Below are 26,769 nucleotides of genomic sequence, written 5' to 3' on the forward strand. Positions count from 1 at the left end.
TTCGGCATTCCCACAACGGCAGACTCCCCCAGTAGAACGCTTCAGCAGATTAATTTCAGATGCCGCACCTTGAATCTTAGGCAGACAAAGGCATCGACTTTAAACATTCTGTTTATAAGTAACGAGTTGTTACTACGCCTTGAGAGCAGCGTCTCCTGCGCCTTGAAAAGTCAGTAAGTGCCTGGCCAGCCCTCTGCTACACTGACAAGGCTGAATTGGAGGATCCTGCCATGTCCGAAAGAGAGCTCACCACCCTCATATCGTTGATGAACCAGCGCCAGGCCTGCCTGAGCAGTGCCTGCAAAGAGATCGCCGACTGGATCGACCGGCAGGGTGACGTGCCCGCCGCTGGCAAGATCCGCGCAAGCCTCAAGGCCCTGGAGGCCGACGAAGCCCAGGTCCGCAAGACCTTGACCTCGCTGACCTTGGAAAGGCCGCTGCCGCGTTTTCGCAGCTGAATGAAGTGGGGCCGCTTAGCGGCCCCGGATCAATCAGTGCTTCATGTGCATGTGGTCGTGCCCACCGCCCATCTCGGCGTTGAGCGCCCGTACCTCTGCCTGCACTTCCAAGGTTTCCTTGCCACCCTTGGCATCTTCCACAGTCAGGGTCAGCGGGACTTTGTCGCCCTCCTTCACCTGCTGGGTCAAGCCCATCAACATCACGTGATAGCCATTGGGGTCCAGGCTTACCGGCTTGCCGGCTGGCAGCTGCACGGCCTCGACCTGTTTCATGCCCATCACATCACCGTTCATGGTCATCTCATGCACTTGCACAGTCTTGGCCACAGGCGATGCTACCCCTATCAGCTTGCTGTCGCTGCTGGCAGTCAGGGTCATGAACGCACCGGTGGACTGCTGGTGCGGTACGCTGGCACGTACCCAGGCATCGCTGACAGTGGTCTGGGCCAAAGCCGGCAGCGCCAGGCCCAGCAGGGCAATAGCGGCCAGGCCGCGCTTGAACGGGTGCAGTGAAACAGCCATTAGCAGATCTCCATCAGGGTGACCAGGTCTTCGGCGCATTCCTTGGCGTTCAGGGAATGGCCCAGGCTCAGGCGCAGGGTGCCACGCGTGTCGTAGACGTAGCTGGTGGACGAATGTGAGATGGTGTAGGTATCACCGGCCGGGACCTTCTCGTAGAACACCTTGAACTCCTTGGCCACCTCGGCGATTTCCTCCGGGGTGCCAGTCAGGGCCATGAACGAGGGGTCGAAGGCCTTGACGTAGGCGTCGAGCACTTCGGGGGTGTCGCGCTCAGGGTCCAGGGTGATGAACACCACCTGGAACAGATCGCGGTCGCGGCCCCGGAGCTGCTTGCGGATTTGCGCCGCTCGCGCCAACGTGGTCGGGCAGACTGCCGGGCACTGGGTGAACCCGAAGAAGATCATCGGCATGCTGCCGTAGAAGCTCGACAGGGTGACGTCGTTGCCCTTGGTATCCTTGAGACGGAACTTGCGCCCCAGGATTTCGTTGCTCATGTTCTTGCCGTACTTGAACTCGAGCCCTCGGGCCGGGTTGCAGCCTGCCAGCAGGCCGAGCCCGAGAACGCCCATCCCGGCGACGACTGCGCGCCGGGTCAACAGATCATTCATGGAACCATCCTTTAAAGGGAAGGTGCCGACCCTCGGGACGGGCCGGCCGAAAAACCGGGGCATTCTGGCATGACGCCCCAAGCGCTTCTACCCGACCAAGGCGGTGATGGCTTGCAGCCCTTTAAACACGGGCTGCGGCCTGTTGTCGCAGGGGTTGAATCCGTAACAGTTTGTTGCTAAGAGCTGGTGGCCAGCCGTTCGCCAAACTACCGATCAGTAGTACGCGTTTTCTTTCTGGGTGTGGTCAGTCACATCCCTCACGCCCTTGAGCTCCGGAATACGTTCGAGCAGGGTCCGCTCGATGCCGTCCTTCAGGGTTACGTCGGCCTGACCGCAGCCTTGGCAACCACCACCGAACTGCAACACGGCAATGCCGTCGTCGACCACATCCACCAGGCTGACCTGGCCACCGTGGCTGGCCAGACCCGGGTTGATCTCGGTCTGCAGGTAGTAGTTGATACGCTCGTTGATCGGGCTGTCTTCGTTGACCATCGGTACTTTGGCGTTCGGCGCCTTGATGGTCAGCTGGCCGCCCATGCGGTCGGTGGCGTAGTCGACCAGCGCGTCTTCCAGAAACGGCACGCTGACGGCATCCAGGTAGGCAGTGAAGCTCTTCAGACCCACGGCGGTGTCGTCAGGCTTTTCTTCGCCCGGCTTGCAGTAGGCAATGCAGGTTTCGGCGTACTGGGTGCCCGGCTGGGTGATGAAAACGCGGATGCCGATGCCAGGCGTGTTCTGCTTGGAAAGCAGATCGGCCAGGTAATCATGGGCGGCGTCGGTAATGGTTATAGCGCTCATGGAAGTTCCTCACAGACTTGCGGCCAAGTGTACGCCAAGCTGGCCTTCGAACAAAGTCCTAGCATTTGACTCGGGAAAGAGCAAACGCCGGCGTTTGCTCCCGCGGTGCCGCCAGCCACGCCTGCATCCGCCGGTACAGGCCCCGCTCCAGCCACTGGTAGCTGAACCACGACATTAGTCCAATGGACGGCACGCACAGCGCAAAGACCAGGTAGGGGTTCAAGTGCAGGCGCTGGCTGGCGAACCAGCCCGCGTACAGCACCAGTACGTGGATCAGGTACACCGAGTACGAGCAGTCCCCCAATGCCTTGAGCAGCCGGTTGCCCTGAAAGTACGGCTCAAGCGCTACAAATGCCAGCACTATCAGTGCACCGGGAAGGCCCCAATGCAAGAGCCGTTGGGACGCGTCCAGGTGGTAGATCGCGTAGCCCGCCACGCCCAGCACCGCCAGCGGCAACCACAACCCCTCGCGCACCAGGCCGCGGCGGTACAGCACACCGATGCCGATACCGAGCAGAAACTCGTAGATGATGCCGTTGTTGTAGAAGCGGCTGAGCACGCCAAGGCGGCCCAGCACTTCGCTGACCAGTAGCAGTGCAGCGGTCACCAGCAGCAACTGATGGCGCTGCCGGACAAGGAATGCCAGGCCAAACAAAAGGTAGAAGAACATCTCGAAGTTCAGCGTCCAGCCAACGTTCAAGGTCGGGTACAGGCCGTAGCCACCTGGGTTCTCTGCCGGAATGAACAGCATCGACAGCAACAGGTGATGCCAGGTGAATGCCTGGTGTGGCATCCATTGGCTGAAGGCCAGCAGCAGTAGCGCCATCAACAGGGTGTAGAACCAGTAGGCAGGGACGATTCGCAATGCGCGGTTGAGCAGGAACCGACGCGGCTCAACGGGCTTGTCTCGGGTCGAAAGGTAGATCACCAGCCCGCTGATGACGAAGAAGATGTCGACGCCCACCGCGCCGCGGTCAGTGAGCAGTTGGCCGATGGGGCCAGTGGCATGGAAGTCGAAAAAGATCTGCATGAAATGGTGGCAGACCACCACCCAGGCGGCGAACGCCCGCAGTGCCTGAAGCGAATACAGCATGGATCACCCTGCGATTGCCTTGGTGCATTGAGGCCACAGTGGGGCTGCCTGGCAGCCCCGGACCACCCAACCTTTCCGACCGCAGGTGTGCCGGAAAGGTCAGCTCAACCGATCAGAGGTTCTCGTAGCGGTTCATGTCCAGCACCCCGGCCTCCAACGGCTGGGTTTCCTTGATATAGGTGCTCAGGTCGTGGAAGTAACGCCAGAACTGCGGGTGGCTGCGGCGCACGCCCCAGCGCATGACGATGCGCTCGAACTTGGCGGCATCGTCGCGCGCGTATTCCATGTCTTCGACGAACTCCGGCACATCCACTGCCGGGATGTTGAAGATGAAATTCGGGTAACTGCTGAGCACGCCGGGGTACAAGGTCAGGGTATCGAGCCCCGGCTGGTAGCGCGCAGCCTCACCCAGCAGGAACGCGACATTGCTGTGCGCACGGTTGCGCAGCAGGCTGTAGACCTGACGCTGGCCGCCTTGCCCTTCGATGCGCAGCAGGGTGGCTTCAGGCAACTGGTTGATCACCTTAAGGCCTGCAGCCGGGCGTGATACGAGACGGCTGAGCGACTGCTCGACGTTACGGAATTCTTCATTCATCTGCGGCCGCGAGCAGTAAGCACCCTGGCAGCGGTTGATCGGATCGGGCGCGGCGTTCAGGCTGCCGGTGCGCTGCAGCAGCTTGAGGCCGAAGTCGCGCTTGGGGTCGCGTGGGTCGAGCCTGATGCCGCTCGGCGTGTCAGTGTCGATGTCTTCATAGTCGAGCCACATCTTCACTTTGCCGCTGTTCTGGTACCAGTCGCTGAGAATTGCACCACGCTGGTCCGCTGGCATCAGGCGCAGGAAGTTGACCTCGGCACCATTGCGGATCAGATCGAAGTACAGCCGCGTCTGCAACTGGTGCGAGACATTGCCGAATACATCGAAGTTGACCGCCAGCTGGTAATAGGTGCGTTCGAATAGCGGGTAGTCGAACAGCCACACCGTCAGCGGCACATCGCCGACCAGGCCCTTGGTCACCGAAGCGCTGTCGAAGTGGCGGAAGATGCTGAGCAGCGCATTGTCGTTGCCGGCCCACAGGGTCGACCAGCCCGGCGCCGGCATTTCGGCGTAGGCCTCGCGACGCAGTTTTTCATACTCGTTGCGCTTGTCACGGTAGGCATGCCAGAGGTTGAGCACACTGCCCACGTCATCGATCTGGCCCGGCATGGCGAGCAACGGTGTGGCCTGGCCACGGTACGCAGCATCGGTGACGTAGCGGTCGTGCGCCGGCTCCTGGAACAGCGCCCAGAAGTTATCGCGGATCACATCGGTAGCGATCTGCCCACGGCACACCGGCCCACGGATGAAGGTGCGGACGAAGTACTCGGCGTTGTCCAGCATGAACTGGTAGCGCGCCACCGCCGGGATCGCCTCGAAGGTCTCGAACGGGTTGGCCCGGTGGCGCGGCCCATAGCCCGGCAGCGCGCTGGCGTGCCAGTCACCGGCATAGAACAGCTGCTTCACGCGCTTGAGCTTTTGCGGCCCCATCGGGTAGGTGATGTGGGTTTTATGCACGATCACACCCTGCACCGGAATCAACCGGTAATAAAAGTCGGTACCCGGCGGGTCGTTGGGGCGGCGCGTGGCAATCAGGTCGACCGGCTGGCCGCTGGGCGTGCGCGAGCGCACCCACTGGAAGAAGTGGCCCTGCTCGCCGCCGACGAAATGGATGTGCGCCAGGAACAGGTGCTCGTACAGCCAGCGCCCGACCAAGGCCTCGGTAGAGCCCGGTCGATTGAGCAGTTCTTCCCAGTCGGCAATCTGTTTGGCCTCGGCCGCGCTGGGTTGAATGGGCTCATACTCGACCGGCGCACCTGCAGCCAGCCAACCCTGCAGGGTCTGGTATTCCTTATCGGTCAGGCCAGTGACCGCCAGCGGCATACCCTCTTTGGGGTGGGCACCGGCATAGGCATCGAACTCATGGGGCAACGGGCACATGTTGTTGCGCGCGAGCCCCAGGACGATATCGTCGGGCAGCTTGGCGTTGGGGGTAAGCGGCGCCTTGTGCCCCAGCTCCAGCATGCGTGCCATCAATGCGGCCTGGCTGCCCTGGCCGTCGAGCACCGAATAGAAGCCCTTCTTGCGCCACTGCTCTTCGCTGTGCGCATCGTAGAACAGCCGTGTGGTCGGGACTGCCTTGCTCCTTTCACCTTGGTACACCGGTACCTTGGTTGCACCACGCACTGCGCCTTCGGGGCTCTCCAGCTTCAGCTGGCAGGCGGCGTCGTTGCAGGCATGGCAGGCCACGCACTTCTCGGTGAAAATCGGTTGAATGTCCCGGGTGTAGGAAATTACCGCGCTCGATTGGGGGGCTTGTGCGAGCGCGACGCTGCTGAGCAGCAGCGCGAAAGCGCCGACAAGAAAACGATGCACCATGTGCCGAAAGTCCTGGGTTCTAGAAAAGCCATCACGTTTGCCTGGTCGACCATGGGTGCTTCACGGCGCAACATGAACGAAATTCATGCGAATGGCCAATGCGCCTAAAAACCGCGCAGCTTTGTTATGATTCCGCACCTTCTGATATTCGCCCGACCAGGTAGTTCCTATGTCCGACCGCAGCGCTCGTCTCCAAGCACTCCAGCACGCACTCAATGAGCGCATTCTGATCCTCGACGGCGGCATGGGTACTATGATCCAGAGTTACCGCCTCGAGGAACACGACTATCGTGGCACGCGCTTCGCCGATTGGCCAAGCGATGTAAAAGGTAACAACGACCTGCTGCTGCTCAGCCGCCCCGATGTCATCGCTGCCATCGAGAAGGCGTACCTGGACGCCGGCGCCGATATTCTCGAAACCAACACCTTCAACGCCACGCAGATTTCCCAGGCCGACTACGGCATGGAGTCGCTGGTCTACGAGCTGAACGTCCAGGGCGCGCGCATCGCCCGCCAGGTGGCGGACGCCAAGACCCTGGAGACGCCGGACAAGCCACGCTTCGTTGCCGGCGTGCTCGGCCCGACCAGCCGCACCTGCTCGATTTCCCCGGACGTCAACGACCCCGGCTACCGTAACGTCACCTTCGACGAACTGGTGGAAAACTACATCGAGGCGACCCGCGGGCTGATCGAGGGTGGCGCCGACCTGATCCTCATCGAGACCATCTTCGACACGCTCAACGCCAAGGCGGCGATCTTCGCCGTGCAGCAGGTGTTCGAAGATGACGGCATCGAACTGCCGATCATGATCTCCGGCACCATCACCGATGCCTCGGGCCGTACCTTGTCCGGCCAGACTACCGAAGCGTTCTGGAACTCGGTACGCCATGCCAAGCCGATTTCCGTTGGCCTGAACTGCGCGCTGGGCGCGAAGGACCTGCGCCCTTACCTTGAAGAGCTGTCGACCAAGGCCGACACCCACGTTTCCGCCCACCCCAATGCCGGCCTGCCGAACGCCTTCGGCGAGTACGACGAAACCCCGGCCGAGATGGCTGCCGTGGTCGAAGAGTTCGCGGCCAGTGGTTTCCTCAACATCATCGGCGGTTGCTGCGGTACCACGCCCGGGCACATCCAGGCCATCGCCCAGGCCGTGGCCAAATACAAGCCGCGCCAGATCCCGGAAATCGCCAAGGCCTGCCGGCTGTCGGGCCTGGAACCGTTCACCATCGACCGCCAGTCGCTGTTCGTCAACGTCGGTGAGCGCACCAACATCACCGGCTCCGCCAAGTTCGCCCGGCTGATCCGCGAAGAGAATTACACCGAAGCGCTGGAAGTCGCCCTGCAGCAGGTAGAGGCCGGCGCTCAGGTAATCGACATCAACATGGACGAAGGGATGCTCGACTCCCAGGCAGCCATGGTCCGCTTCCTCAACATGATTGCAGGCGAGCCGGACATCTCGCGCGTGCCGATCATGATCGACTCGTCGAAATGGGAAGTGATCGAGGCTGGCCTCAAATGCATCCAGGGCAAGGGCATCGTCAACTCGATCTCCATGAAAGAAGGCGTCGAGCAATTCAAGCACCACGCCCGCCTGTGCAAACGCTACGGCGCGGCCGTGGTGGTGATGGCCTTCGACGAGGTCGGCCAGGCCGACACCGCCGCGCGCAAGAAGGAAATCTGCCAGCGCAGCTACGACATCCTGGTCAATGAAGTCGGCTTCCCGCCGGAAGACATCATTTTCGACCCGAACATCTTCGCCGTCGCTACCGGCATCGAAGAGCACAACAACTATGCCGTGGACTTCATCGAGGCCTGCGCCTACATCCGTGACCACCTGCCACATGCGCTGAGCTCGGGCGGCGTGTCCAACGTGTCGTTCTCGTTCCGCGGCAACAACCCGGTGCGCGAGGCGATCCACTCGGTGTTCCTGTTCCACGCCATCCGCAACGGGCTGACGATGGGTATCGTCAACGCCGGCCAGCTGGAGATCTACGACGAGATCCCGGCCGAGCTGCGCGAGCGGGTCGAGGACGTGGTGCTCAACCGCACCCCCGAAGGTACCGATGCATTGCTGGCCATCGCCGACGACTACAAAGGCGGCGGTGCCACCAAGGAAGTCGAGAACGAGGCCTGGCGCTCACTGCCGGTCGGCAAGCGCCTGGAACATGCGCTGGTCAAAGGCATCACCGCACACATCGTCGAAGACACCGAGGAGTGCCGCCAGCAATGTGCGCGCCCGATCGAAGTCATCGAAGGGCCGCTGATGAGCGGCATGAACGTGGTTGGCGACCTGTTCGGCGCCGGCAAGATGTTCCTGCCGCAGGTGGTCAAGTCGGCGCGGGTGATGAAGCAGGCCGTGGCCCACCTGATCCCGTTCATCGAGGCCGAAAAAGGCGACAAGCCCGAAGCCAAGGGCAAGATTCTCATGGCGACGGTCAAGGGCGACGTGCACGACATCGGCAAGAACATTGTCGGCGTGGTCCTGGGCTGCAACGGCTATGACATCGTCGACCTCGGCGTGATGGTACCGGCAGAGAAGATCCTGCAGACCGCCCGCGACGAGAAGTGCGACATCATCGGTTTGTCCGGCCTGATCACCCCGTCGCTGGACGAGATGGTTCATGTTGCCCGGGAAATGCAGCGCCAAGGCTTCGAGCTGCCGTTGATGATCGGCGGCGCCACCACGTCCAAGGCCCATACCGCAGTCAAGATCGAGCCCAAGTACAGCAACGATGCGGTGATCTATGTGACCGACGCCTCCCGCGCGGTAGGTGTGGCCACCCAGTTGCTGTCCAAGGAACTCAAGCCCGGCTTCGTTGAAAAAACCCGCCTGGACTACATCGAAGTGCGTGAACGCACTGCCAACCGCAGTGCCCGCACCGAGCGCCTGAGCTACGCGCAGGCCGTGGCGGCCAAGCCGAAATACGACTGGGCCGCTTATCAGCCGGCGGTCCCTGCCTTCACAGGCGTCAAGGTGCTGGACAACATCGACCTGCGCACCCTGGCCGAGTACATCGACTGGACGCCGTTCTTCATTTCCTGGGACCTGGCCGGCAAGTTCCCACGCATCCTCACCGATGAAGTGGTGGGTGAAGCGGCAACCTCGCTGTACAAGGATGCCCGCGAGATGCTCGACAAACTGATCGACGAGAAGCTGATCAGTGCGCGCGCCGTGTTCGGCTTCTGGCCAGCCAACCAGGTTGCCGATGACGACATTCAGGTCTACGACGACAACGGTCAGCCCCTGGCCACCTTGCACCACCTGCGCCAGCAGACCATCAAGCCCGATGGCAAGCCGAACTTCTCCCTGGCCGACTTTGTCGCGCCCAAAGACAGCGGCGTCACCGACTACATGGGTGGCTTCATCACCACCGCCGGCATTGGTGCCGAGGAAGTGGCCAAGGCTTACCAGGACAAGGGCGACGACTACAGCTCGATCATGGTCAAGGCCCTCGCCGACCGCCTGGCCGAGGCCTGCGCCGAGTGGCTGCACGAGCAGGTGCGTAAAGAGCACTGGGGTTATGCGCGCGACGAGCACCTGGATAACGAGGCACTGATCAAGGAACAGTACAGCGGCATCCGCCCCGCCCCAGGCTACCCGGCCTGCCCGGACCATACCGAAAAAGAAACGCTGTTCCGCCTGCTCGACGGCACAGCCATCGGTGAAACCGGCCCCAGCGGCGTGTTCCTCACCGAGCACTTCGCCATGTTCCCGGCTGCGGCGGTCAGCGGCTGGTACTTTGCTCACCCGAAAGCGCAGTACTTTGCCGTGGGCAAGGTCGACAAGGACCAGATCGACAGCTACAGCGCACGCAAGGGCCAGGATGTCAGCGTCAGCGAGCGCTGGCTGGCACCGAACCTGGGGTACGACAGCTGACATTCGTGGGGCCGCTTTGCGGCCCCATTTGCCATCTACACTGTCCTTGATTGCCTCTGAATATCCAAGGAGCCAGCATGGACGATCCCAGTCAAGGTAAACCCCCTACCTTCTGGCAGATGCTGCACAGCATCCTGGCCGCCGCGCTAGGTGTGCAGAGCGGCAAGAACCGCGCGCGCGACTTCACCCATGGCAAGGCCAGCCACTTCATCGCGCTGGGCGCACTGTTCACCTTGGTGTTCATCCTGATCCTGATCGGCCTGGTACGACTGGCGCTGCACCTGACCGCCCACTGAAACGCAACCCGCCCGCGTAATTCCCTTGCGCGGGCGGCTCAGGTTGCATCACGGCCTGGAGCTGAGGCTATTGGTGGCTGACCCAGTACACGGCAGTGACCACCACCAGGACGATCAGGCAGAGGATCGCCCAGGCATCGACGCTGCTGTCAGCTTTGCGGACCTTGGTTGTATTTCCCATTGCATTGCCTCTTGTAGTGGTTATGGGAATGCACTTCACAACCAGCAGTTAAGACGAGCAATGCCCTTCTCTCAAGCAGGGTTTTTCAGTAGTCGACAGGTGACGTCAAGAAGGGATACCGGTAAGTCGGCGGGCGTCCTTGGGCGCTGAAACGCTGGAAGTCGACACCATAGTCGTCCTGTTCCGCCAGCTTGAGCCAACGCTTTGCCTTGTCTGGATCGATCGACTGCAAAACCGGCATCACATGGTCGCGCTGACCATCGCGTGCGATATCCACGCCATAGGCATCGTCATGCAGCATGACCATGGCCCAGCCGCCGAGACTGAAATGCCCACCCATCAGCACCCCCAGGCGCCCTTCGATGCGCGCTCTCAAGGCCTCGGGGGAGCTGTTGACGGCGCTGAACACTACATCTTGCCCAGGCTTGCGCCCCGCAGCCTCGAACGCGCGCATGGCGCCAAAGGCCATTTCGTCGTTGGCCGACCACACCAGCTTGATATCCGGGTAGCGCTGCAGCAACTGCTGCGCCTGTTCAAAGGCGCGCTGGCGGTTCCAGCCACCGTAAACCACCTGCCGCAGGCGCACCTGAGGGAAGTCGGCCAAGGCGCGACGCATGCCTTCTTCACGCAACTGCGAGGCGGGCGTGGTCTTGAGCCCGGTGAAAGCCACCAGGTCCACCGGCTCGTTACTGCGCGGCAGCAAAGCGACCATCTGGTGCAGCATCTGGTAACCGGCCTGCTCGTCATTGGCCGTCAAGGCCCCTAACAAAGCGCCGTACTTTGCGGGCTGGGCTTGAATGCTGCTCGCCTGGCTGGCAGTCAGCCCGTTGTTGACCAGTAACAGCTTGACCCCGCTACCTTGCGCCAGGCGAATGATCTGTGGCGCAATGTACCGCTCGTTGACCAGCACGAGGTATTCCGGGCGCTGCGGGCCCTTGAGCACCGCCCGGGCCTGGCTCAGGGCGCGCTCGGGATTACGGGCGCTGTATTGCACCTGCAGCGCCATGCCCAGGTCATCAGCCGCCGCTTGCATGAAGCGCGAGTAACTGACCCAGAACGTCTCTGCGGGTAGGCCCGGATTGAGGAAAACCACCGAAGCGGCCTGAACGCTGGCTGCCAGCGGCAGGCTCAGGCACAAGCTGTAGCACAATGCCTTGAGCATGCGGTTACATCCTTACCAACAAACCCGCGAGTATAAACCTGCGGCGCTGAGTGACGGATAAACGCCAGTCAATCTCACTTAGTTCGTTTGGTTCTTTTCATATGCAAAAACATCACTTTAGCGCATAAACGCAACCTGATATCGTTTCCCCGCTCCGAACCGGAGTGCGCGGCCGTGCGCGCGAATAGCTGCATGCAGCCTGAGACAGGACTTTTATGTACGTATACGACGAGTACGATCAGCGGATCATCGAGGACCGCGTCAAGCAGTTCCGTGATCAGACCCGCCGCTACCTGGCCGGTGAGCTGAGCGAAGAAGAATTCCGCCCTCTGCGCCTGCAGAACGGCCTCTATATCCAGCGTTTCGCCCCGATGCTGCGCGTCGCCGTGCCCTACGGCCAGCTGAACGCCCGCCAGGTTCGCACACTGGCCAAGATCGCCCGCGATTACGACAAGGGCTATGCCCACATCTCCACCCGCCAGAACGTGCAGTACAACTGGCCGGCACTTGAAGACATCCCGGACATCCTTGCCGAACTGGCCACCGTGCAGATGCACGCGATCCAGACCAGCGGCAACTGCCTGCGCAACACCACCACCGACCAGTTCGCCGGTGTTGCCGCAGACGAAATCATCGACCCGCGCCCCTGGTGCGAGATCGTCCGCCAGTGGACCACCTTCCACCCGGAATTCGCCTACCTGCCGCGCAAGTTCAAGATCGCGATCAACGGCTCGAAAGAAGACCGCGCGGCCATCGAAGTGCACGACATCGGCCTGGAGCCGGTGCGCAACGCTGCCGGTGAGCTGGGCTTCCGCGTGCTGGTCGGGGGCGGCCTGGGCCGTACCCCGGTGGTCGGTTCGTTCATCAACGAATTCCTGCCGTGGCAGGACCTGATCAGCTATCTGGACGCCATCCTGCGCGTGTACAACCGTTACGGCCGTCGTGACAACAAGTACAAGGCGCGGATCAAGATCCTGGTCAAGGCCCTGACCCCGGAAGTGTTCGCCGAGAAGGTCGAGGCCGAAATGGCCCACCTGCGTGGCGGCAGCACCACCCTGACCGAAGAAGAAGTACAGCGTGTTTCGCGCCACTTCATCGACCCGGACTACCTGGCCCTGGACAACGTCGACTACAGCGCCCAGGACGCCGAATACCCAGGCTTCGCCCGCTGGCGCTCGCGCAACACCCGCGCCCACAAGCGCCCTGGCTACGTGGCCGTGACCCTGTCGCTCAAGCCCACCGGCGTTGCCCCGGGCGACCTGACCGACAAGCAGCTGGACGCCGTGGCGGACCTGGCAGAGCGCTACAGCTTCGGCTTCCTGCGCACCTCGCACGAGCAGAACATCATCCTCGCCGACGTCGAGCAGCGTCAGCTGCACGCCCTGTGGCTGGAGCTGCGCGAAGGTGGTTTCGCCACGCCGAACATCGGCCTGCTGACCGACATCATCTGCTGCCCTGGCGGTGACTACTGCTCGCTGGCCAACGCCAAGTCGATCCCGATCGCCGAATCCATCCAGCGCCGCTTCGACGACCTGGACTACCTGTTCGACATCGGCGAGATCGACCTGAACATCTCCGGCTGCATGAATGCCTGCGGCCACCACCACGTCGGCCACATCGGCATCCTCGGCGTGGACAAGAAGGGCGAGGAGTTCTACCAGGTGTCCCTGGGCGGCAACGCCGCGCGCGACGCGAGCCTGGGCAAGATCCTTGGCCCGTCCTTCGCCCAGGACGACATGGCCGACGTGATCGAGAAGCTGATCGCCGTGTACGTGGAGCAACGTACCGAGGAAGAGCGCTTCATCGACACCTACCAGCGTATCGGCATCGACCCTTTCAAGGAACGCGTCTATGCAGCGAATCATTAAGAACAACCAGATCGTCGACGAAACCTGGCACCTGCTGCCCAAGGAAACCACGATCGACGAACTGACCAACTGCGACGACTACATCGTCCCGCTGCAACTGTGGCGTGACCATGCCCATATGCTCAAGGCTCGCGACGGTGGCCTGGGCGTGTGGCTGGACAGCGATGAACAAGCGGAAGAGATCGGTGATGACGTGCAGCACTTTCAGGTCATCGCCCTGAACTTCCCGGCCTTCACCGATGGGCGCAACTACTCCAATGCGCGCCTGCTGCGCGACCGCTACCAGTTCAAGGGCGAGCTGCGCGCCATTGGCGACGTACTGCGTGACCAGTTGTTCTACCTGGCCCGCTGCGGTTTCGATGCCTTCGCCATCCGTGCCGACAAGGACCCGGAAGATGCCCTGCAAGGGCTGAAGGACTTCTCGGTGACCTACCAGGCCGCCACCGACGAGCCGCTGCCGCTGTTCCGCCGCCGCTGATCGTCTCCCGGCATGGTCCACCGCACGGTGGCCATGCCTCTGCTACAGCCATCTGGCTACGCTGCTTGTCAGCCCCTGCGGTCCTGAGGCCTTCTGCTGGCTGCCCCCGGTTCCGGCTCGGCACCCCCCTCCCATTCGCCCCCCAGCCGGGCCAGTGCTTCACGCACCCGCGCCATGACTATCTCGCTCAGGTGATTGTGCTCGAGGTTGACCCGGTGCGGTTGAGCTTCGACCCAGCTCAGCGCCTCCTCGCTCAACACCCCGATCCGGTTCCCACGCAAGTCCACGACCAACTCCGGGTAGCGTTGCAGCAACGCCAGAGGAAAGTGACGCAGGCCTGTTGCACGCAACGATACGTAGTGCAGATGAACGTTGTAGCGTAACTGCGGCACCACCCCCAGCGGATTCGCATCAAGGTTGAGAATTTCCAGCCTGGGAAACCACTCCAACCGCAGTTGGGATTGCGCGTCCAGGGTGATGAAATTGTTATGCAGGTGCAGTTGGGTAAGCCTGCCCAGGTGATTCAGCCCTTCCGGGATGGTGAGCAAGCGATTCGCGCCGACGTTGAGAATGCTCAACTGCGCAAGGTTGCCGAAGCTGCTCGGTATAGCGCCAAGAAGGTTGCCGCTCAATTGCAGGTTTTCAAGGCTGGCCAGCTGCCCTACCCGTTCATCCAGGACCACGATCTGATTGAAGGAAAGATCGAGGTAAGTCAGGTGGGCCAACTGCTCGACACCGGCCGGCAGTTCGTCGAGTTGATTGCCACAGAGTTCCAGATCGGCAAGCTCGGTCAAGTTTTCCAGGCCCGCCACTGTGTCGAGCATGTTACCGCCGAGGTTCAAACTTCGCAGCTGCGGTAAATGCTCCAGGCCATCGAGCGCTCGCAGGCGGTTGCCCGAGAGGTCCAGCGTTTTCAGGTTAGGAAACCGACTCAGGAAATCGGCCTCGATGACAGAAACCTGCTGGTTGCACAACGACAAGTCACCTACCTGCTCGAACACGATGCCCATGGGCAGCGCAGGTAACGAACTGATGATCCATCCTTCTCTGGTCGAGCGCAGGGTCGGCCCTTCATCGTGGTAACGCGACTGCCAGAAGCCGCGCAGGAGCTCCGCCATATTCGATCGCGCAGCATACTCAGGGTCGCCAGGCAACCCGCGCCACTGCGCCAGGCTAGCTTCAAGCCGCCTGGACAGATGCGCGAACGCTCGCGAGCCAGGGCCATGAAAAAGCCCGAGCTGATACCACACCCGATAGTTGCCGCGGGCCAGCGCCAGGGTCAGCGCGTTCTCCTCCTCCCTGCGCTGCTCTGCTATTTGCTCTGCCGCACGTACCGCGCCACTGCCTTGCGCCCCATCCCCTACAAGCGCGGCTCGCCGTTCATCGTGGTTTTGACGTATGACAGCAAACTGATCGTCATAGGCGAGCCTGACGTGATCCTGCCAGAACGCCTGTTGCGCCAGGAACTGGCTCAGTGCCTCGGCCGTCTCGGCCTCGTACACCGCTGCCTCGGCCTCAACCAGGTCGTTTGGGGTCACAGTTTGTACATGCCTGAAACTGAGGTACGTCGGTTCGCCGTAAATACCCAAAGGCTCTGAAAGCTGTACCCGGAAGGCTTGATAGATCTCACCCGGGCTGAATGGCACAGAGCGCCGGCGCAACTCTTCGATGTGCCGCGCAGCAAAGCGGTTAACCTGATCGAGCCTGAACAACTCACGCCCCAGGCTGCGCAACTGATGCTCGACGTGCCGACCATGCAGGCCTTCTGTGCGCAGCGCTACCTTCAAGTTGACGAGCAGCACATCGAGATCAACGCTGCCCCGCGGCACGGCAGCCTGCTGGAATACTGCCCGTCGAACATGAGCATGGTTATACATGCAGTAGAGCAGCTCACCCACACGGCGCCGAAAGTCTTGGGGTTCAACAGCAAAGCGCTCGGACTGCAGCAACACGCGGAGAAAAGCGAAGAACTCATCGCTGCCTGGTTCTTGCGCAAGCGCCTGCCAGTGCCTGCGGCGCGGCGCAGCCTCCTGCTCGGTCAGCCCTTCAAGCCACGGGGCACTGCCCTCTGCCCCCTGCTGACCGGCCGCTACAAGCTCGATCGCCAGCCGCTCGCGTGCAACCGGTGATAGCGGATTGCCCTGCAAGCTTGCGCAGCCGGGGTTGGCGCGTAACCAGCCGGCCTGCGCTTCACTGATGTCGACGATGCGATTGCTGCGCAAATCGAGCTGTTCCAGGTGTGCCAGTGCACTGGTATCAGGTATCGAGCTCAGCCGGTTGGAAGACAAGTCCAGGCGCCGTACATTGGGAAAGCGGGCGAGCAAACCCTCGCTGAGCGCCGTCAGATCAAGATTGCGCAGTACCAGGGAAGTCACATGGTCGAAGTGAACGCCCTCAGGCAGTTCGGGCAGACTACCCAGGCGTGAGCCCTCCAGAATCAACGCAGGATGGCCTTCACCGTCGCGAATGCGTCGTTGCCAGGCATGACGAATCCGCCGTGCCATGCGCGCCCGCCGGATCAACTGAATCGGCCCCGACGATTGCCGACGCCACAGCCCCAACGCCTGGTCAAGCGTTCGCAGCTCTTCACACAGGCGCAGGTAGTGATTCCAGGGTGTCAGCCCAAGCGTGCGGGCGTTCTGCGCAAACTGCTCCATCGCGCTTTCGTCGAAATCGGGGAACAGCCGTTGAATACCCCGACGCAACGCGCGATTGCTGCTTTCGCCACGGCCACTCAAGGGGTAACCCAGGCGCCCGTCGCCCAGCCGTACCGGCGGCCTGAAACCAAGGCCGACTGGCGCCATGCGCAACAGTGAAGCGGCGAGCTCGCGCTCTTCGCAGGCCCATTGCGACATGGCCTGGGCCAGTGTTTCGGGGCCGTCGCCGGCATCGCCCAATATCCTTTTCTGCCAGGGATCGAGCTGCAGCAACAGAGCCTGGAACAGGCTGTCGTCAGCCCTGGCCAACGGCAACGGGTTTGCGTGAGCATCCAGCGCCTGATACCCCTGGGCCGTTCGAAGCACGGTGCGTAACTCGCTGGCCGCTTGCGCTCCGGCCCACGCAGTCATTTCACCCGACAGCGTGTCGCCGCGCAGCTCGATGCGCACTCCTCGCCACGGGGCGCGCTCGGCGATCAGGCCCAATGCCAGTTGCTCGGTATCACGATTGATTGCGGCGGTTTGAAGCAGGCCCGCACAGGCGCGGTCCAGGCGCGTATCGCGCACGTACCAGCGCGCCTGTTCGGCCAAGGCCAACGGCACACGCTGGTGCGCGAGCATATGCTCCACCTGGTCCTCGGGCGCATGTTCGATGATCTCACGCGCACCCATTACCGACAGGCCGGGAAAGTCCCGGCGAAGCAGGGTTTCGGCTTCGCCGGGCATGGGCTGCTGAGCCTGCAGCTGCCGCTCGAAGGCCTCCCCGTTCAGCTCTGGCCGCTGAGCGTGCAACTGCTGCCTCTGCACTGCATCGTGCAAGCGCGCCGGCGCCTGTGCCTGTTCCACATGCAAACGGCGCAGTTGGTCCTGGTTGAACCCCGTTGCCCGCATCACCGCGTGTATGGCCTGCTCATCGAGGTGCGCCCAGCCCGCGTCGAGGTCCTGAAACAACTCAGCACTGCCCTGCCATTCGTGGGGCGTCTCCAGTTCATGCTGCCAGCAAGCGCCCTCGTTGCCCTCGAGCAGCGGCGCATAAGCATTGGGACGCACGGGATGGCGGATGCGACGCTGCTGCGTTTGAGCTTCCAGGTAGGTCAAATGGCTGGCCAAGGGGGTACGCACATACTCTGCACCTTGCAGACCGATCAACTCACCGACTGCGCCTCGGTCCTGGACGGCATAGCCTGGCAGCCTGGGGTCACTCAACTTCAGTGTATGTTCATCCGTGTAGACCGGCACTAGATCTGCGACGCGAGCATCCTCCACCAGGCGGTGCGAAGCCGCGCCTGCGCCGACATTGACGGCCGTCATGGCCACGGTTTGCGCTACGCAATACAAGTGCTCCAGCGCGCTCTGGCGGTCCCCCAAGCGCCAATCGGCATAGCCCTCGTACACGTCGTCAGCCACCTGCAACGCGGTGATCCCCAGCAATGGCAAAGCCAGTGCAGGTAGCGCGAAGCTCGCCAGGCCCAACGCATCGATGGCAAAGCTCAGGTAGAAATGCAAGCGCCTGTCGCGCTGCTGCGCGTCCACTTCGGCAGTGGGTATGGCATGCACTTTGGCATTGTCCAACAGGGTGTCGATCAGTTGGCGGCGCAGGTATTCGAACAACGGCTGCTCGACAGGCTCGTAACGACCATCGAGCTGGACCGGCACATTCTCGGCAGTATCACTCAGCGCCTGGGTCAAGGCACGGGTGTAGGCACTCCGGTCACGCTCACCGATAAAGCGTTGGAAGAATTCGACGTAACCGGGCAAACGGAACTGTTTACCCAACGTCATGAACAGCGATGCCCAAGAGGTATACCAGGTCAGCGGGCCTTGAGGATCATCAGGGATCCAGCACAATATGCCCTCGAACTCGTCACCGGTCGCGCGCTGATGGGTTATCTCGAACGCCACCGCGCCCCGCACCAGCCGGCCGAACACACGCAGTTGCATGGGCCGCAGCCCAGAGATGGAGGGGGATGCGACCGAGATCAAGTCAATCAGCGGGGCACAGTGTTCATAGGCATGCCTGGGTATTTCACCATTGACCAGTGCCAGTCTCAGCGCCGCCTCGAGACTCGTGCGATAACCTGCCTCGATCAGCGTGCTCAGTTGTTTCCCCGCTTCACCACCGGGCGTCAACTGCGCGCGCAGGTACGCCTGGTAACGCCCCCCCAGGTCGAGCGAGCGGCACAGGGCAAAGAATGCTTTGGGCGAGAGCGCGCAAGCATTCCCTGATGCATCCAGCACCGCAGTGCCCTGCATGATGCTGGTGGCGAACGTTTCACCCTCGGTAAAGTTATGCAACGCCGATTGCAGCAGGCTGTGCTGGTAGATCTGCTCTTTGACCCCATCCGGCACTTGCGCAACATGCGAGGGAAATCGCTGCAGGGTTCTGCGCCGCAGCGTGGCCCGACGCACATCGACACCAAGTTGATGTTCCGCCTGCAGAGCTTCTCGCAGCAGCGGCTCGGCAAATGCATCGAGTGGGGTGATCCGCGCCAGCCATTCGTGCAACTGATGCTGTACCTGCTGTTGTCGCTGCTGGCTCTGGAGCAAGCTGTTGAGGGTGTCGGACGCAAGTTCGGTCAGCCAGGCGGGCAAGCGACTGGCAATCAAGGCATTGGTGGAGTCATCAGTGAACGGCTGACTGGGCATCGCGGGCTCCTAGGGCGCAAAACAGCGATTGCACCACCGCGTGACGAGGCTTTTGCGTTAACTATTGCAACCTGCCGACGTGACAGACGTTCACGTTTGCACAAGCCCTGCCGATAACAGTTACAACTACTGACCAGAAAGGAAGCTGGCGATGAACCCGATCACCTCAGTGGTGCGCCTGACCCCTGTCGCCCACATCACCCACCGTGCACCGCAGGTACCAGCCACCCTGCCGACAGAAGCGCCGATGACATCCCCGAGCACGGTGGTAAGCCTTGGCCAGCAAGAAAGCCGCGTCGACACCCAGACCTACACGGCCAAAGGTACCCTCGGTAAAGCGCAGACACAGTATGTGTGGGAGCAGGACGGCATCGACAAACTCAGCATGTACATGCTGAGCGCCATTCAGGCTTCCTCCCCAGCAGCGCGCTTCCAAGGGCTTGGTGCTGCCCTGTTGGAGCAACTGGCGGCCAGCGGTGGCCAGCGTATCTCGCAATCCGGGCTGGCGATCGATGATGGCGCGACAACCGACCCGTTGCTGCTGGCCATGCAGCAGGCCAGGTTGCGCGAACACGCCACCAGCAGCGTCAGCTTCAACCTCACTACCGGCTCAGGCGCCACCGTGACGGTGGGGCTCTACAGCAGCACCAACGGCCTGGCCGTGGATGCCGACGTGCAAGACGGTACGTTGACCACTGACGAGCTCAAAGGCTTGGCAGCGCTGGCGAGCAGCTTCCAGGCTGCCCTCAACGGGCTGACCCAGGAACCACCCAGCCTGCAGCTGGGCGCACTGGTCAAGCTCGACCCGGCGCTGTTCACCGGTTTGCAGTTGAATGCCAAATTGCAGAATGCAAGCGGCGACCAGCAAACCTTCGACCTGCAACTGAACGAAGATTCCCGCAACCTCACACTGCAAGGCGCCAACGGCACGGTCAGGATGAACCTCGACACCCAGGGCGGCGCGCTGCTGGGCAGCCAGGCTCAGCGTCAGGCAGCCGTGGCCAATTACCTGACCCAGTTCGACGCAGCACAAAAGCGCGGCCATGGTGACGCGCAACTGATGGCACTGTTCAAGGATGCCTTCAGCCAGCTCAACAGCGTGGACGATACCAGCAAGCGCCCTGCAGGCCATGACCTGGCGCAGAACACGGCCAGCCGCCTGCTGTTGAGCGGCCTGGCCGACTTCGATGCCTCGATCACGCAGACCGAACAGAAGATCAATCCGATGCGGCCTGAAGAAGTGGACCACTTCGACTACAAGGTTTCGCAATCGACCACTCTGCAAGGCCCGGCAGCGAACCTGGCCGTAGAGCAGGCGCAACAGGCAAGCATGAAAGCCGCCTGGCATGAAGGCTTGAACCCGCTCGTCGGCCTGACCCTGACCCGCGACAACAAAACGCAGAACTACAGCTATCACACGATCGACGACCAATCCCGCAGCAGCACTCGCCTGGCGTTCGCCAACAACGCCCTGGTCGAGGCGACCGCGACTCAAGAGGCCAGCCAGAAAGAGCGCGTGCACACCTATCAGGAGGGCGTGCTGCAGGACGATACGACCCATAGCGCAGCGGCCGCCCAGTCTCGCGAACTGCTGGACATGCTTGACGAGATGCTCAGCCAGGATCGGGCTGCGCGGCGTGCAGGGCTGGCCTCTACGCTGCAAGAGCAAGTGGCTGGCATAGGCTACCTGTGGCGACTGCAGTCGGCTCCTGGGCAGATCACCACGTGAGTCGAGACTGACAGGGCTTATTTACGGCGCTCGAATCACGAGCCCAGGGGTGACTCGTGATTTATGGTCAAAAGACCTTGGCGTTGTGCCGTCTTAATCAAGCCCTGCAAAACTTGCACACTGCTCCCCATTCGAACGAGGTCGGCAGCAGGGCGCCCAAGCTCTGGTTCAACCTCAATCACTCAGCAGGAGCAGCCCCATGAGCATTCCATCCTTCGGCCTTGGCACCTACCGCCTCACCGGCCAGGCCGTCATCGACTCGGTCAAGTCCGCCCTGGCGCTGGGCTACCGTGCCATCGACACCGCGCAGATCTACAAGAACGAAGCCGACGTAGGCCAGGCCATTGCCGAAAGCGGCGTACCGCGCAGCGAGCTGTTCATCACCACCAAGATCTGGGTCGACAACCATGGCGCAGACAAGCTTGCCCAAAGCTTGCGCGAGAGCCTGGCCAAGCTGCGTACCGACTACGTCGACCTGCTGCTGATCCACTGGCCAGCCCCAGGCAAGGGCATCGAACTGGCCGAGTACATGACAGCTTTGGCCGAAGCCAAAAAACTCGGCCTGACCCGTCAGATCGGCGTGTCCAACTTCAATATCGAACTCACCCGCCAAGCCATCGAGGTGGTCGGCAAAGGCGAAATCGCCACCAACCAGGTCGAGCTCAGCCCCTACCTGCAAAACGCCAAACTGGCTGCCTACCTCAAGGATCAGGGCATCACCGTCACCTCGTACATGACCCTGGCCTACGGCAAAGTGCTGAAGGACCCGGTGCTGGCCGAGATCGCCGCCAAGCACAAGGCCACGGTCGCCCAGGTGGCCCTGGCCTGGGCCATGCAGCAGGGATACGCAGTGATCCCCTCCTCCACCAAGCGCGAGAACCTGGCCAGTAACCTGCTCGCCTGCAGCCTGAGACTGGATGCCGACGACATGGCGCGCATCGCCTCGCTCGAGCGCAATGGCCGTGAAGTCAGCCCGGATGGCCTGGCGCCCGCCTGGGACTGATGACCCGCTGCATGTCGGTACCGGCCTGTTCCTGGCCGGTACCACTGCTCATTGACCTTTGAACCGGAGCTCCTGATGAGCACGCTTTCCCCAAAACGGGTTTTGTTTGCCCTGGCTATCGGCGCCTTCGGCATCGGTACCACCGAATTCACGCCCATGGGCCTGCTGCCGGTAATCGCGCAAGGCGTCGATGTGAGCATCCCCAGCGCGGGCATGCTGATCACCGCCTATGCCATCGGCGTGATGGTCGGTGCGCCGATCATGACCCTGCTGTTCAGCCGCTTTGGCAAACGCGCCGCACTGATGGCGCTGATGGCCATCTTCACCCTCGGCAACCTGCTCTCGGCACTCTCCCCGGACTACTACACCTTGCTCGCCTCGCGGCTGGTCACCAGCCTTAACCACGGTGCCTTCTTCGGCCTGGGCGCAGTGGTCGCCGCCAGCGTGGTCCCCAAGGACAAACAGGCCAGTGCCGTGGCAACGATGTTCATGGGCCTGACCATCGCCAATATCGGCGGCGTACCTGCGGCGACCTGGGTCGGCCAGCAGGTCGGCTGGCGCATGGCCTTTGCCGGTACTGCAGTACTCGGCCTGCTGGCCATGGCCGCCCTGTGGTACGCGCTGCCCAAAGGTGAGCGTGGCAGCGTGCCCCACGTGCGCAAAGAGCTGGCGGTCATCGCCCGCCCCAGCGTGCTGCTGGCGATGGCTACCACCGTGCTTGGCGCCGGTGCCATGTTCACCCTGTACACCTATGTAGCACCGGTACTGGCGGAACTGACCGGCGCTTCAAACAGCTTCATCACCCTCGGCCTGGTGCTGATCGGTGTCGGTTTCACCTTGGGCAACAGCCTGGGTGGGCGCCTGGCCGACTGGTCGCTGGACGGCGCTGCGCGCATCTTCCTCGGTGCACTGGCGCTGATCATGTTGCTGATGCCGCTGCTACTGGGCAGCCACATTGGTGCGGCCATCGCGCTGCTGGTCTGGGGCGTGTTCACCTTCGCCGTGGTGCCGCCCTTACAGATGCGCGTCATGACTGCCGCCATCGAGGCACCAGGGCTTGCATCGTCGATCAACGTCGGCGCATTCAACCTTGGCAATGCCGTTGGCGCGGCACTGGGTGGCACGGTGATCAGCCTGGATCTGGGCTATGCCGCAGTGCCCATGGCCGGCGGCGTGCTGGCGGCGACGGCCCTGGTGCTGGTATGGCTGGGCGGGCGCGGCAAGGCTGTCGACAAGGCCTTGGGCGCCGCGGTTTAGCCGCTGGCGCAAGCGCTGCACTCTTGCAACGGGCGCAATTATGAAGTGTCCGTTGCAGCCATTCCCCCCAATGCCGCTGCAGCAGTACTCTCCTCTACGCCAACCACCGCCAAGGAGTCCCCCCATGTCCCGCCCTCCATTGCCTCCCTTTACCCGCGAAAGCGCCATCGAAAAAGTCCGCCTGGCCGAGGATGGCTGGAACAGCCGTGACGCGGCCAAGGTATCGCTGGCATACACCCCCGATACCGTATGGCGTAACCGTGTCGAGTTCCCCCGGGGCCGTGCCGAGGTCCAAGCCTTTCTGGCCCGCAAGTGGAACCATGAACTGGAGTACCGACTGATCAAGGAGTTGTGGGCATTCACCGACAACCGCATTGCGGTGCGCTATGCCTACGAATACCACGACGACAGCGGTCAGTGGTTCCGTGCCTATGGCAACGAAAACTGGGAATTCGCCGCCGATGGCCTGATGCACAATCGCCACTCGAGCATCAACGAGCAGCCTATCGCCGAAGCGGACCGCAAGTTCCGCTGGCCCTTGGGACGTCGCCCGGACGACCATCCGGGGCTCAGCGAACTGGGGCTCTGACCGCCTTGGGGGCAGAGGGTCGATGCGCCTACTGGCAATGACATCAGGTCGTCCGCGTGTGGTCATGTCGAACGGCTACTGCCAAAAATGCCAGTTTCCGGCTTCTCTCCCTCCCATTACGCTTTTCTGCGCAACGTTCCCACTCCCACAAGGACAGTGCCCATGGAAAAGCGAGCAATTATCATGCTGGTTGCCGGCCTCGCCGGCGCAGCGCCCCACGCACCGGCAGCTGAACTGCCAGGACGCATTGCAACCGTCGAACATCACACTGCAGCGTGTTTTACCCCTGAAACCTCCGTCAACTGTGAAGTATCGGCAGTGGTTGAGAGCAATGGAAAACTGCTCTTGGCCAACGACAAACGCTTGCCTGCCACGGGGGGGCCGGCCCTGTTCACGCTTGACCTTGAGCAGGGCAAAATCAGTGGTGAGCCTACCGTGCTGCCCGGGGATGCGTTAAAAGAAGCCGATAAATACGAGGCGCTGACGAAGACGCTGGATGGCCGATACATCATCGCCAGCACCGCCTTCAACAAAGCCGGTACCCAACAAGATCCACGTGCTGACACACTCAGCACCCTCTTGTACTGGCCCGTGGACGAGCCTGAGGCCGCAAAGCCCCTGTCGCCCTCATCACGCGGTGGGGTCACAAGCTCGATCGCACTGCGCAAACAGATCAGCGAAGCCATTGGCGCGCCGTACTTTCAAATCGAAGGCATTACCATGGCGCCGAGCGAACCGGCGCACGAAAAAGCGGCAGATGGCCAACTGATCATCGGCATCCGCAAACAGGGAAACAGCAGTGCTGACTCGCATTTCGGCTTTCTACTTATTTCCGCGCATGTGAAGTTCAGAAATGGGACCTTGGAGCTTGTGGAGGCATTCAAAACAATCCAGAACCTCAACATCCAAGCGCAAGGCCGGACGCTCGGGCTATCAGGCCTGGAGTATGACCGGTTCAATAAAGACAGGCTTTATGCGGTCACCAGCTTCGAGCAGCAATCCGTTGATGCTGCGGGCAAAAAATCCACTGAAATAGGTGGACTTCTATGGGCCGTACCGTTCACAGCGGGGAAGCCGGGCACGCCCAAACTTCTGACACGCGAAGACGGCAGTGCGCTGGTGTTCAGCAACAAGCCCGAAGGTGTAGAGGTGCTGGATGCGCACCAGATCATCGTTGTTCACGACGATGACCGCGTTGAGGTGAAAACCTCCGAGGCAGGCATCAAACGGGGTGATAACGAGTTTGCCTACAGCAAGATCATTTTCCCGTAAACCCACCCTTGGCCTGCCCTGACGCCGGGAGGCCTTTTTTGAGGTTTTCACGCCCTTGACGATGTGGACGGGCGCCGCATTCCACTCGCTATGCCTCCAACGGCGCCCTCACACGCCAAAGGCATCAGCACAAACCGCAAAATAAGGACTACGCTTGCGACAGCGCAGCAGTACGCGTGGCCATCAGTGCCATGCGCTGACGCGCCCAGGCGTGTGGCAGGCTGCCCGCACCGACTGCCCCACCCGCTCATCAGCCGGTCATCGCTAAATCGATAAAGTATTGACCCAGAGCGGCACAAGCCGCACCGCAAGCTGCTAGAACAGGAGTCTTTCGCATTTGCAAGCAGAGGGAAAGTGCCAGACGAACTTTACAAGCCACGGAACAGTCAATCAAAAGCACCAAGTCAAATGCTATTAATTATCATTACTAAAGTTGCACTTCGTTACTCTTTGCAAGAAACATAATTGACAAAAACGCACGCAATGCCCGAATTTCAAGGCTTTCAGCCAGTTACGAGCGGATTTTGTTCTTAATCCTACGAATAAATTTGCGACAGAAATTTTACTTGCACCGGGTTTACCCATAAAATCAGCGCGATTGATTCAGCTGCGACATTTGGTCACTGCACCTGCGACACCACGTCGCCGCTCTACTTATTTCAGACTGCAGAGCTGGGTCTCTGTATAAGGATCTCTAGCATGTCCGATTCGGCAGGACTCATCGCCCACAACTGGGGCTTTGCCATCTTCCTCCTGGGTGTCGTCGGCCTGTGCGCCTTCATGCTCGGCCTGTCCAGCCTGCTCGGTAGCAAGGCCTGGGGCCGCGCCAAGAACGAACCCTTCGAATCCGGCATGCTGCCCGTCGGCAGCGCCCGCCTGCGCCTTTCAGCCAAATTCTATCTGGTCGCGATGCTGTTCGTGATCTTCGATATCGAAGCCCTCTTTCTCTTTGCATGGTCTGTGTCCGTCCGCGAAAGCGGCTGGACCGGATTCGTCGAAGCGCTCGTTTTCATAGCAATTCTGTTGGCAGGTCTTGTCTACCTTTGGCGCGTCGGGGCACTTGATTGGGCTCCCGAAGGTCGCCGCAAGCGGCAAGCGAAGCTGAAACAATGAGGCTTTGGCAATGCAATACAATCTCACCAGAATCGATCCGGATGCGCCCAACGAGCAGTACCCGGTCGGCGAACGGGAAACCGTTACCGACCAACTGCTAGAGGACCAGGTCCACAAGAACATCTACATGGGGAAACTCGAAGATGTGCTGCGTGGCGCGGTCAACTGGGGGCGCAAGAACTCCCTCTGGCCGTACAACTTCGGCCTGTCCTGCTGTTACGTGGAAATGACCACGGCCTTCACGGCGCCCCACGACATCGCCCGCTTCGGCGCCGAAGTCATCCGGGCCTCGCCGCGTCAGGCCGACTTCATGGTCATCGCCGGTACCTGCTTCATCAAGATGGCGCCGATCATCCAGCGCCTGTATGAGCAGATGCTCGAACCCAAATGGGTCATCTCCATGGGCTCGTGCGCCAACTCCGGCGGCATGTACGACATCTACTCGGTCGTTCAGGGGGTCGACAAGTTCCTCCCTGTGGACGTCTATGTGCCTGGCTGCCCGCCACGCCCTGAAGCTTTCCTGCAAGGCTTGATGCTGCTGCAGGAGTCGATCGGCCAAGAACGACGCCCGCTTTCCTGGGTCGTTGGTGATCAAGGTATTTACCGTGCCGAGATGCCAGCCCAGAAAGACCTGCGTCGTGAGCAGCGCATTGCCGTAACCAACCTGCGCAGCCCCGACGAAGTCTGATCCAGCGACCTGCCGCCCGCTCCCGAAGGAGCCGGCGGCCTGGCTTCATTCTTAACGTTGA

19 protein-coding genes are annotated in these 26,769 nt (G+C 61.6%); 12 read left to right on the forward strand and 7 right to left on the reverse strand.

What is annotated here, in order from left to right:
- Positions 1–230 precede the first annotated feature (230 nt).
- The gene (locus ACEWE8_RS08950) at positions 231–458 is read left to right on the forward strand and encodes a hypothetical protein (protein ID WP_012313790.1); all 228 of its coding nucleotides are present in this window, start codon (positions 231–233) and stop codon (positions 456–458) included.
- A gap of 33 nt (positions 459–491) precedes the next feature.
- On the opposite strand, the gene ACEWE8_RS08955 is transcribed toward ACEWE8_RS08950, so the two are convergent.
- The 5 genes from ACEWE8_RS08955 to ACEWE8_RS08975 all read right to left on the reverse strand — a co-directional run bounded on the left by ACEWE8_RS08955 (position 492) and on the right by ACEWE8_RS08975 (position 5,892).
- Positions 492–980: a copper chaperone PCu(A)C gene (locus ACEWE8_RS08955; RefSeq protein WP_046787231.1), complete on the reverse strand. Its 489-nt coding sequence runs from the start codon at positions 978–980 to the stop codon at positions 492–494.
- Positions 980–1,588, reverse strand: a complete 609-nt coding sequence (locus tag ACEWE8_RS08960) for an SCO family protein (RefSeq protein ID WP_012313788.1) — start codon at positions 1,586–1,588, stop codon at positions 980–982. The genes ACEWE8_RS08955 and ACEWE8_RS08960 overlap by 1 nt, the downstream gene beginning before the upstream one ends.
- Before the next feature lie 213 nt (positions 1,589–1,801).
- Positions 1,802–2,386, reverse strand: a complete 585-nt coding sequence (nfuA, locus tag ACEWE8_RS08965) for a Fe-S biogenesis protein NfuA (protein ID WP_012313787.1) — start codon at positions 2,384–2,386, stop codon at positions 1,802–1,804.
- Positions 2,387–2,444: 58 nt separating this feature from the next.
- On the reverse strand, positions 2,445–3,479 hold the full coding sequence (locus ACEWE8_RS08970; RefSeq protein ID WP_161871547.1) for an acyltransferase: 1,035 nt from the start codon (positions 3,477–3,479) through the stop codon (positions 2,445–2,447).
- Between the two features lie 112 nt (positions 3,480–3,591).
- Positions 3,592–5,892, reverse strand: a complete 2,301-nt coding sequence (locus ACEWE8_RS08975) for a fatty acid cis/trans isomerase (protein WP_046787233.1) — start codon at positions 5,890–5,892, stop codon at positions 3,592–3,594.
- A gap of 169 nt (positions 5,893–6,061) precedes the next feature.
- On the opposite strand from ACEWE8_RS08975, the gene metH reads away from it, so the two are divergent.
- Together metH and ACEWE8_RS08985 are read left to right on the forward strand one after the other, a co-directional pair.
- Complete coding sequence (gene metH / locus ACEWE8_RS08980) at positions 6,062–9,769, forward strand: methionine synthase (protein ID WP_046787234.1); 3,708 nt, start codon at positions 6,062–6,064, stop codon at positions 9,767–9,769.
- A gap of 77 nt (positions 9,770–9,846) precedes the next feature.
- The gene (locus ACEWE8_RS08985) at positions 9,847–10,065 is read left to right on the forward strand and encodes a DUF2970 domain-containing protein (RefSeq protein ID WP_046787235.1); all 219 of its coding nucleotides are present in this window, start codon (positions 9,847–9,849) and stop codon (positions 10,063–10,065) included.
- Between the two features lie 266 nt (positions 10,066–10,331).
- Here the strand turns inward: ACEWE8_RS08985 and ACEWE8_RS08990 are convergent, their stop codons facing one another.
- The gene (locus ACEWE8_RS08990; protein ID WP_046787236.1) at positions 10,332–11,408 is read right to left on the reverse strand and encodes an ABC transporter substrate-binding protein; all 1,077 of its coding nucleotides are present in this window, start codon (positions 11,406–11,408) and stop codon (positions 10,332–10,334) included.
- Positions 11,409–11,623: 215 nt separating this feature from the next.
- Between ACEWE8_RS08990 and ACEWE8_RS08995 the strand changes: the two genes are divergently transcribed.
- On the forward strand, positions 11,624–13,276 hold the full coding sequence (locus ACEWE8_RS08995) for a nitrite/sulfite reductase (protein ID WP_046787237.1): 1,653 nt from the start codon (positions 11,624–11,626) through the stop codon (positions 13,274–13,276).
- A complete protein-coding gene (locus ACEWE8_RS09000) occupies positions 13,260–13,754 on the forward strand; it encodes a DUF934 domain-containing protein (protein ID WP_046787238.1) in 495 nt (164 codons plus the stop codon). The genes ACEWE8_RS08995 and ACEWE8_RS09000 overlap by 17 nt, the downstream gene beginning before the upstream one ends.
- Before the next feature lie 68 nt (positions 13,755–13,822).
- Here ACEWE8_RS09000 and ACEWE8_RS09005 read toward each other — a convergent pair whose 3' ends face one another.
- Complete coding sequence (locus ACEWE8_RS09005) at positions 13,823–19,057, reverse strand: NEL-type E3 ubiquitin ligase domain-containing protein (protein WP_046787239.1); 5,235 nt, start codon at positions 19,055–19,057, stop codon at positions 13,823–13,825.
- Between the two features lie 151 nt (positions 19,058–19,208).
- Here ACEWE8_RS09005 and ACEWE8_RS09010 point away from each other — a divergent pair, with 151 nt between their 5' ends.
- The 7 genes from ACEWE8_RS09010 (at position 19,209) to ACEWE8_RS09040 (ending at position 26,708) form a co-directional block, all read left to right on the forward strand.
- The gene (locus tag ACEWE8_RS09010; protein ID WP_046787240.1) at positions 19,209–20,786 is read left to right on the forward strand and encodes a hypothetical protein; all 1,578 of its coding nucleotides are present in this window, start codon (positions 19,209–19,211) and stop codon (positions 20,784–20,786) included.
- 199 nt (positions 20,787–20,985) lie between these two features.
- Complete coding sequence (gene dkgB, locus ACEWE8_RS09015; protein WP_046787241.1) at positions 20,986–21,789, forward strand: 2,5-didehydrogluconate reductase DkgB; 804 nt, start codon at positions 20,986–20,988, stop codon at positions 21,787–21,789.
- 75 nt (positions 21,790–21,864) lie between these two features.
- Positions 21,865–23,046 (forward strand): MFS transporter, encoded by a 1,182-nt coding sequence (locus tag ACEWE8_RS09020; RefSeq protein WP_046787242.1) that lies wholly within the window; start codon positions 21,865–21,867, stop codon positions 23,044–23,046.
- 124 nt (positions 23,047–23,170) lie between these two features.
- Positions 23,171–23,635, forward strand: a complete 465-nt coding sequence (locus ACEWE8_RS09025; RefSeq protein WP_046787243.1) for a DUF1348 family protein — start codon at positions 23,171–23,173, stop codon at positions 23,633–23,635.
- A gap of 162 nt (positions 23,636–23,797) precedes the next feature.
- Complete coding sequence (locus ACEWE8_RS09030) at positions 23,798–24,907, forward strand: hypothetical protein (RefSeq protein ID WP_052750474.1); 1,110 nt, start codon at positions 23,798–23,800, stop codon at positions 24,905–24,907.
- Between the two features lie 699 nt (positions 24,908–25,606).
- Positions 25,607–26,020, forward strand: coding sequence for an NADH-quinone oxidoreductase subunit A (locus ACEWE8_RS09035; RefSeq protein WP_003251427.1), 414 nt, complete (start codon positions 25,607–25,609; stop codon positions 26,018–26,020).
- A 10-nt stretch (positions 26,021–26,030) separates the two neighbouring features.
- Positions 26,031–26,708: an NADH-quinone oxidoreductase subunit B family protein gene (locus tag ACEWE8_RS09040; RefSeq protein ID WP_012313769.1), complete on the forward strand. Its 678-nt coding sequence runs from the start codon at positions 26,031–26,033 to the stop codon at positions 26,706–26,708.
- The last annotated feature ends 61 nt before the right edge of the window (positions 26,709–26,769 follow it).

This window comes from Pseudomonas sp. TR47 (assembly GCF_044143025.1).
GTDB classification, from domain to species: Bacteria; Pseudomonadota; Gammaproteobacteria; order Pseudomonadales; family Pseudomonadaceae; genus Aquipseudomonas; species Aquipseudomonas putida_E.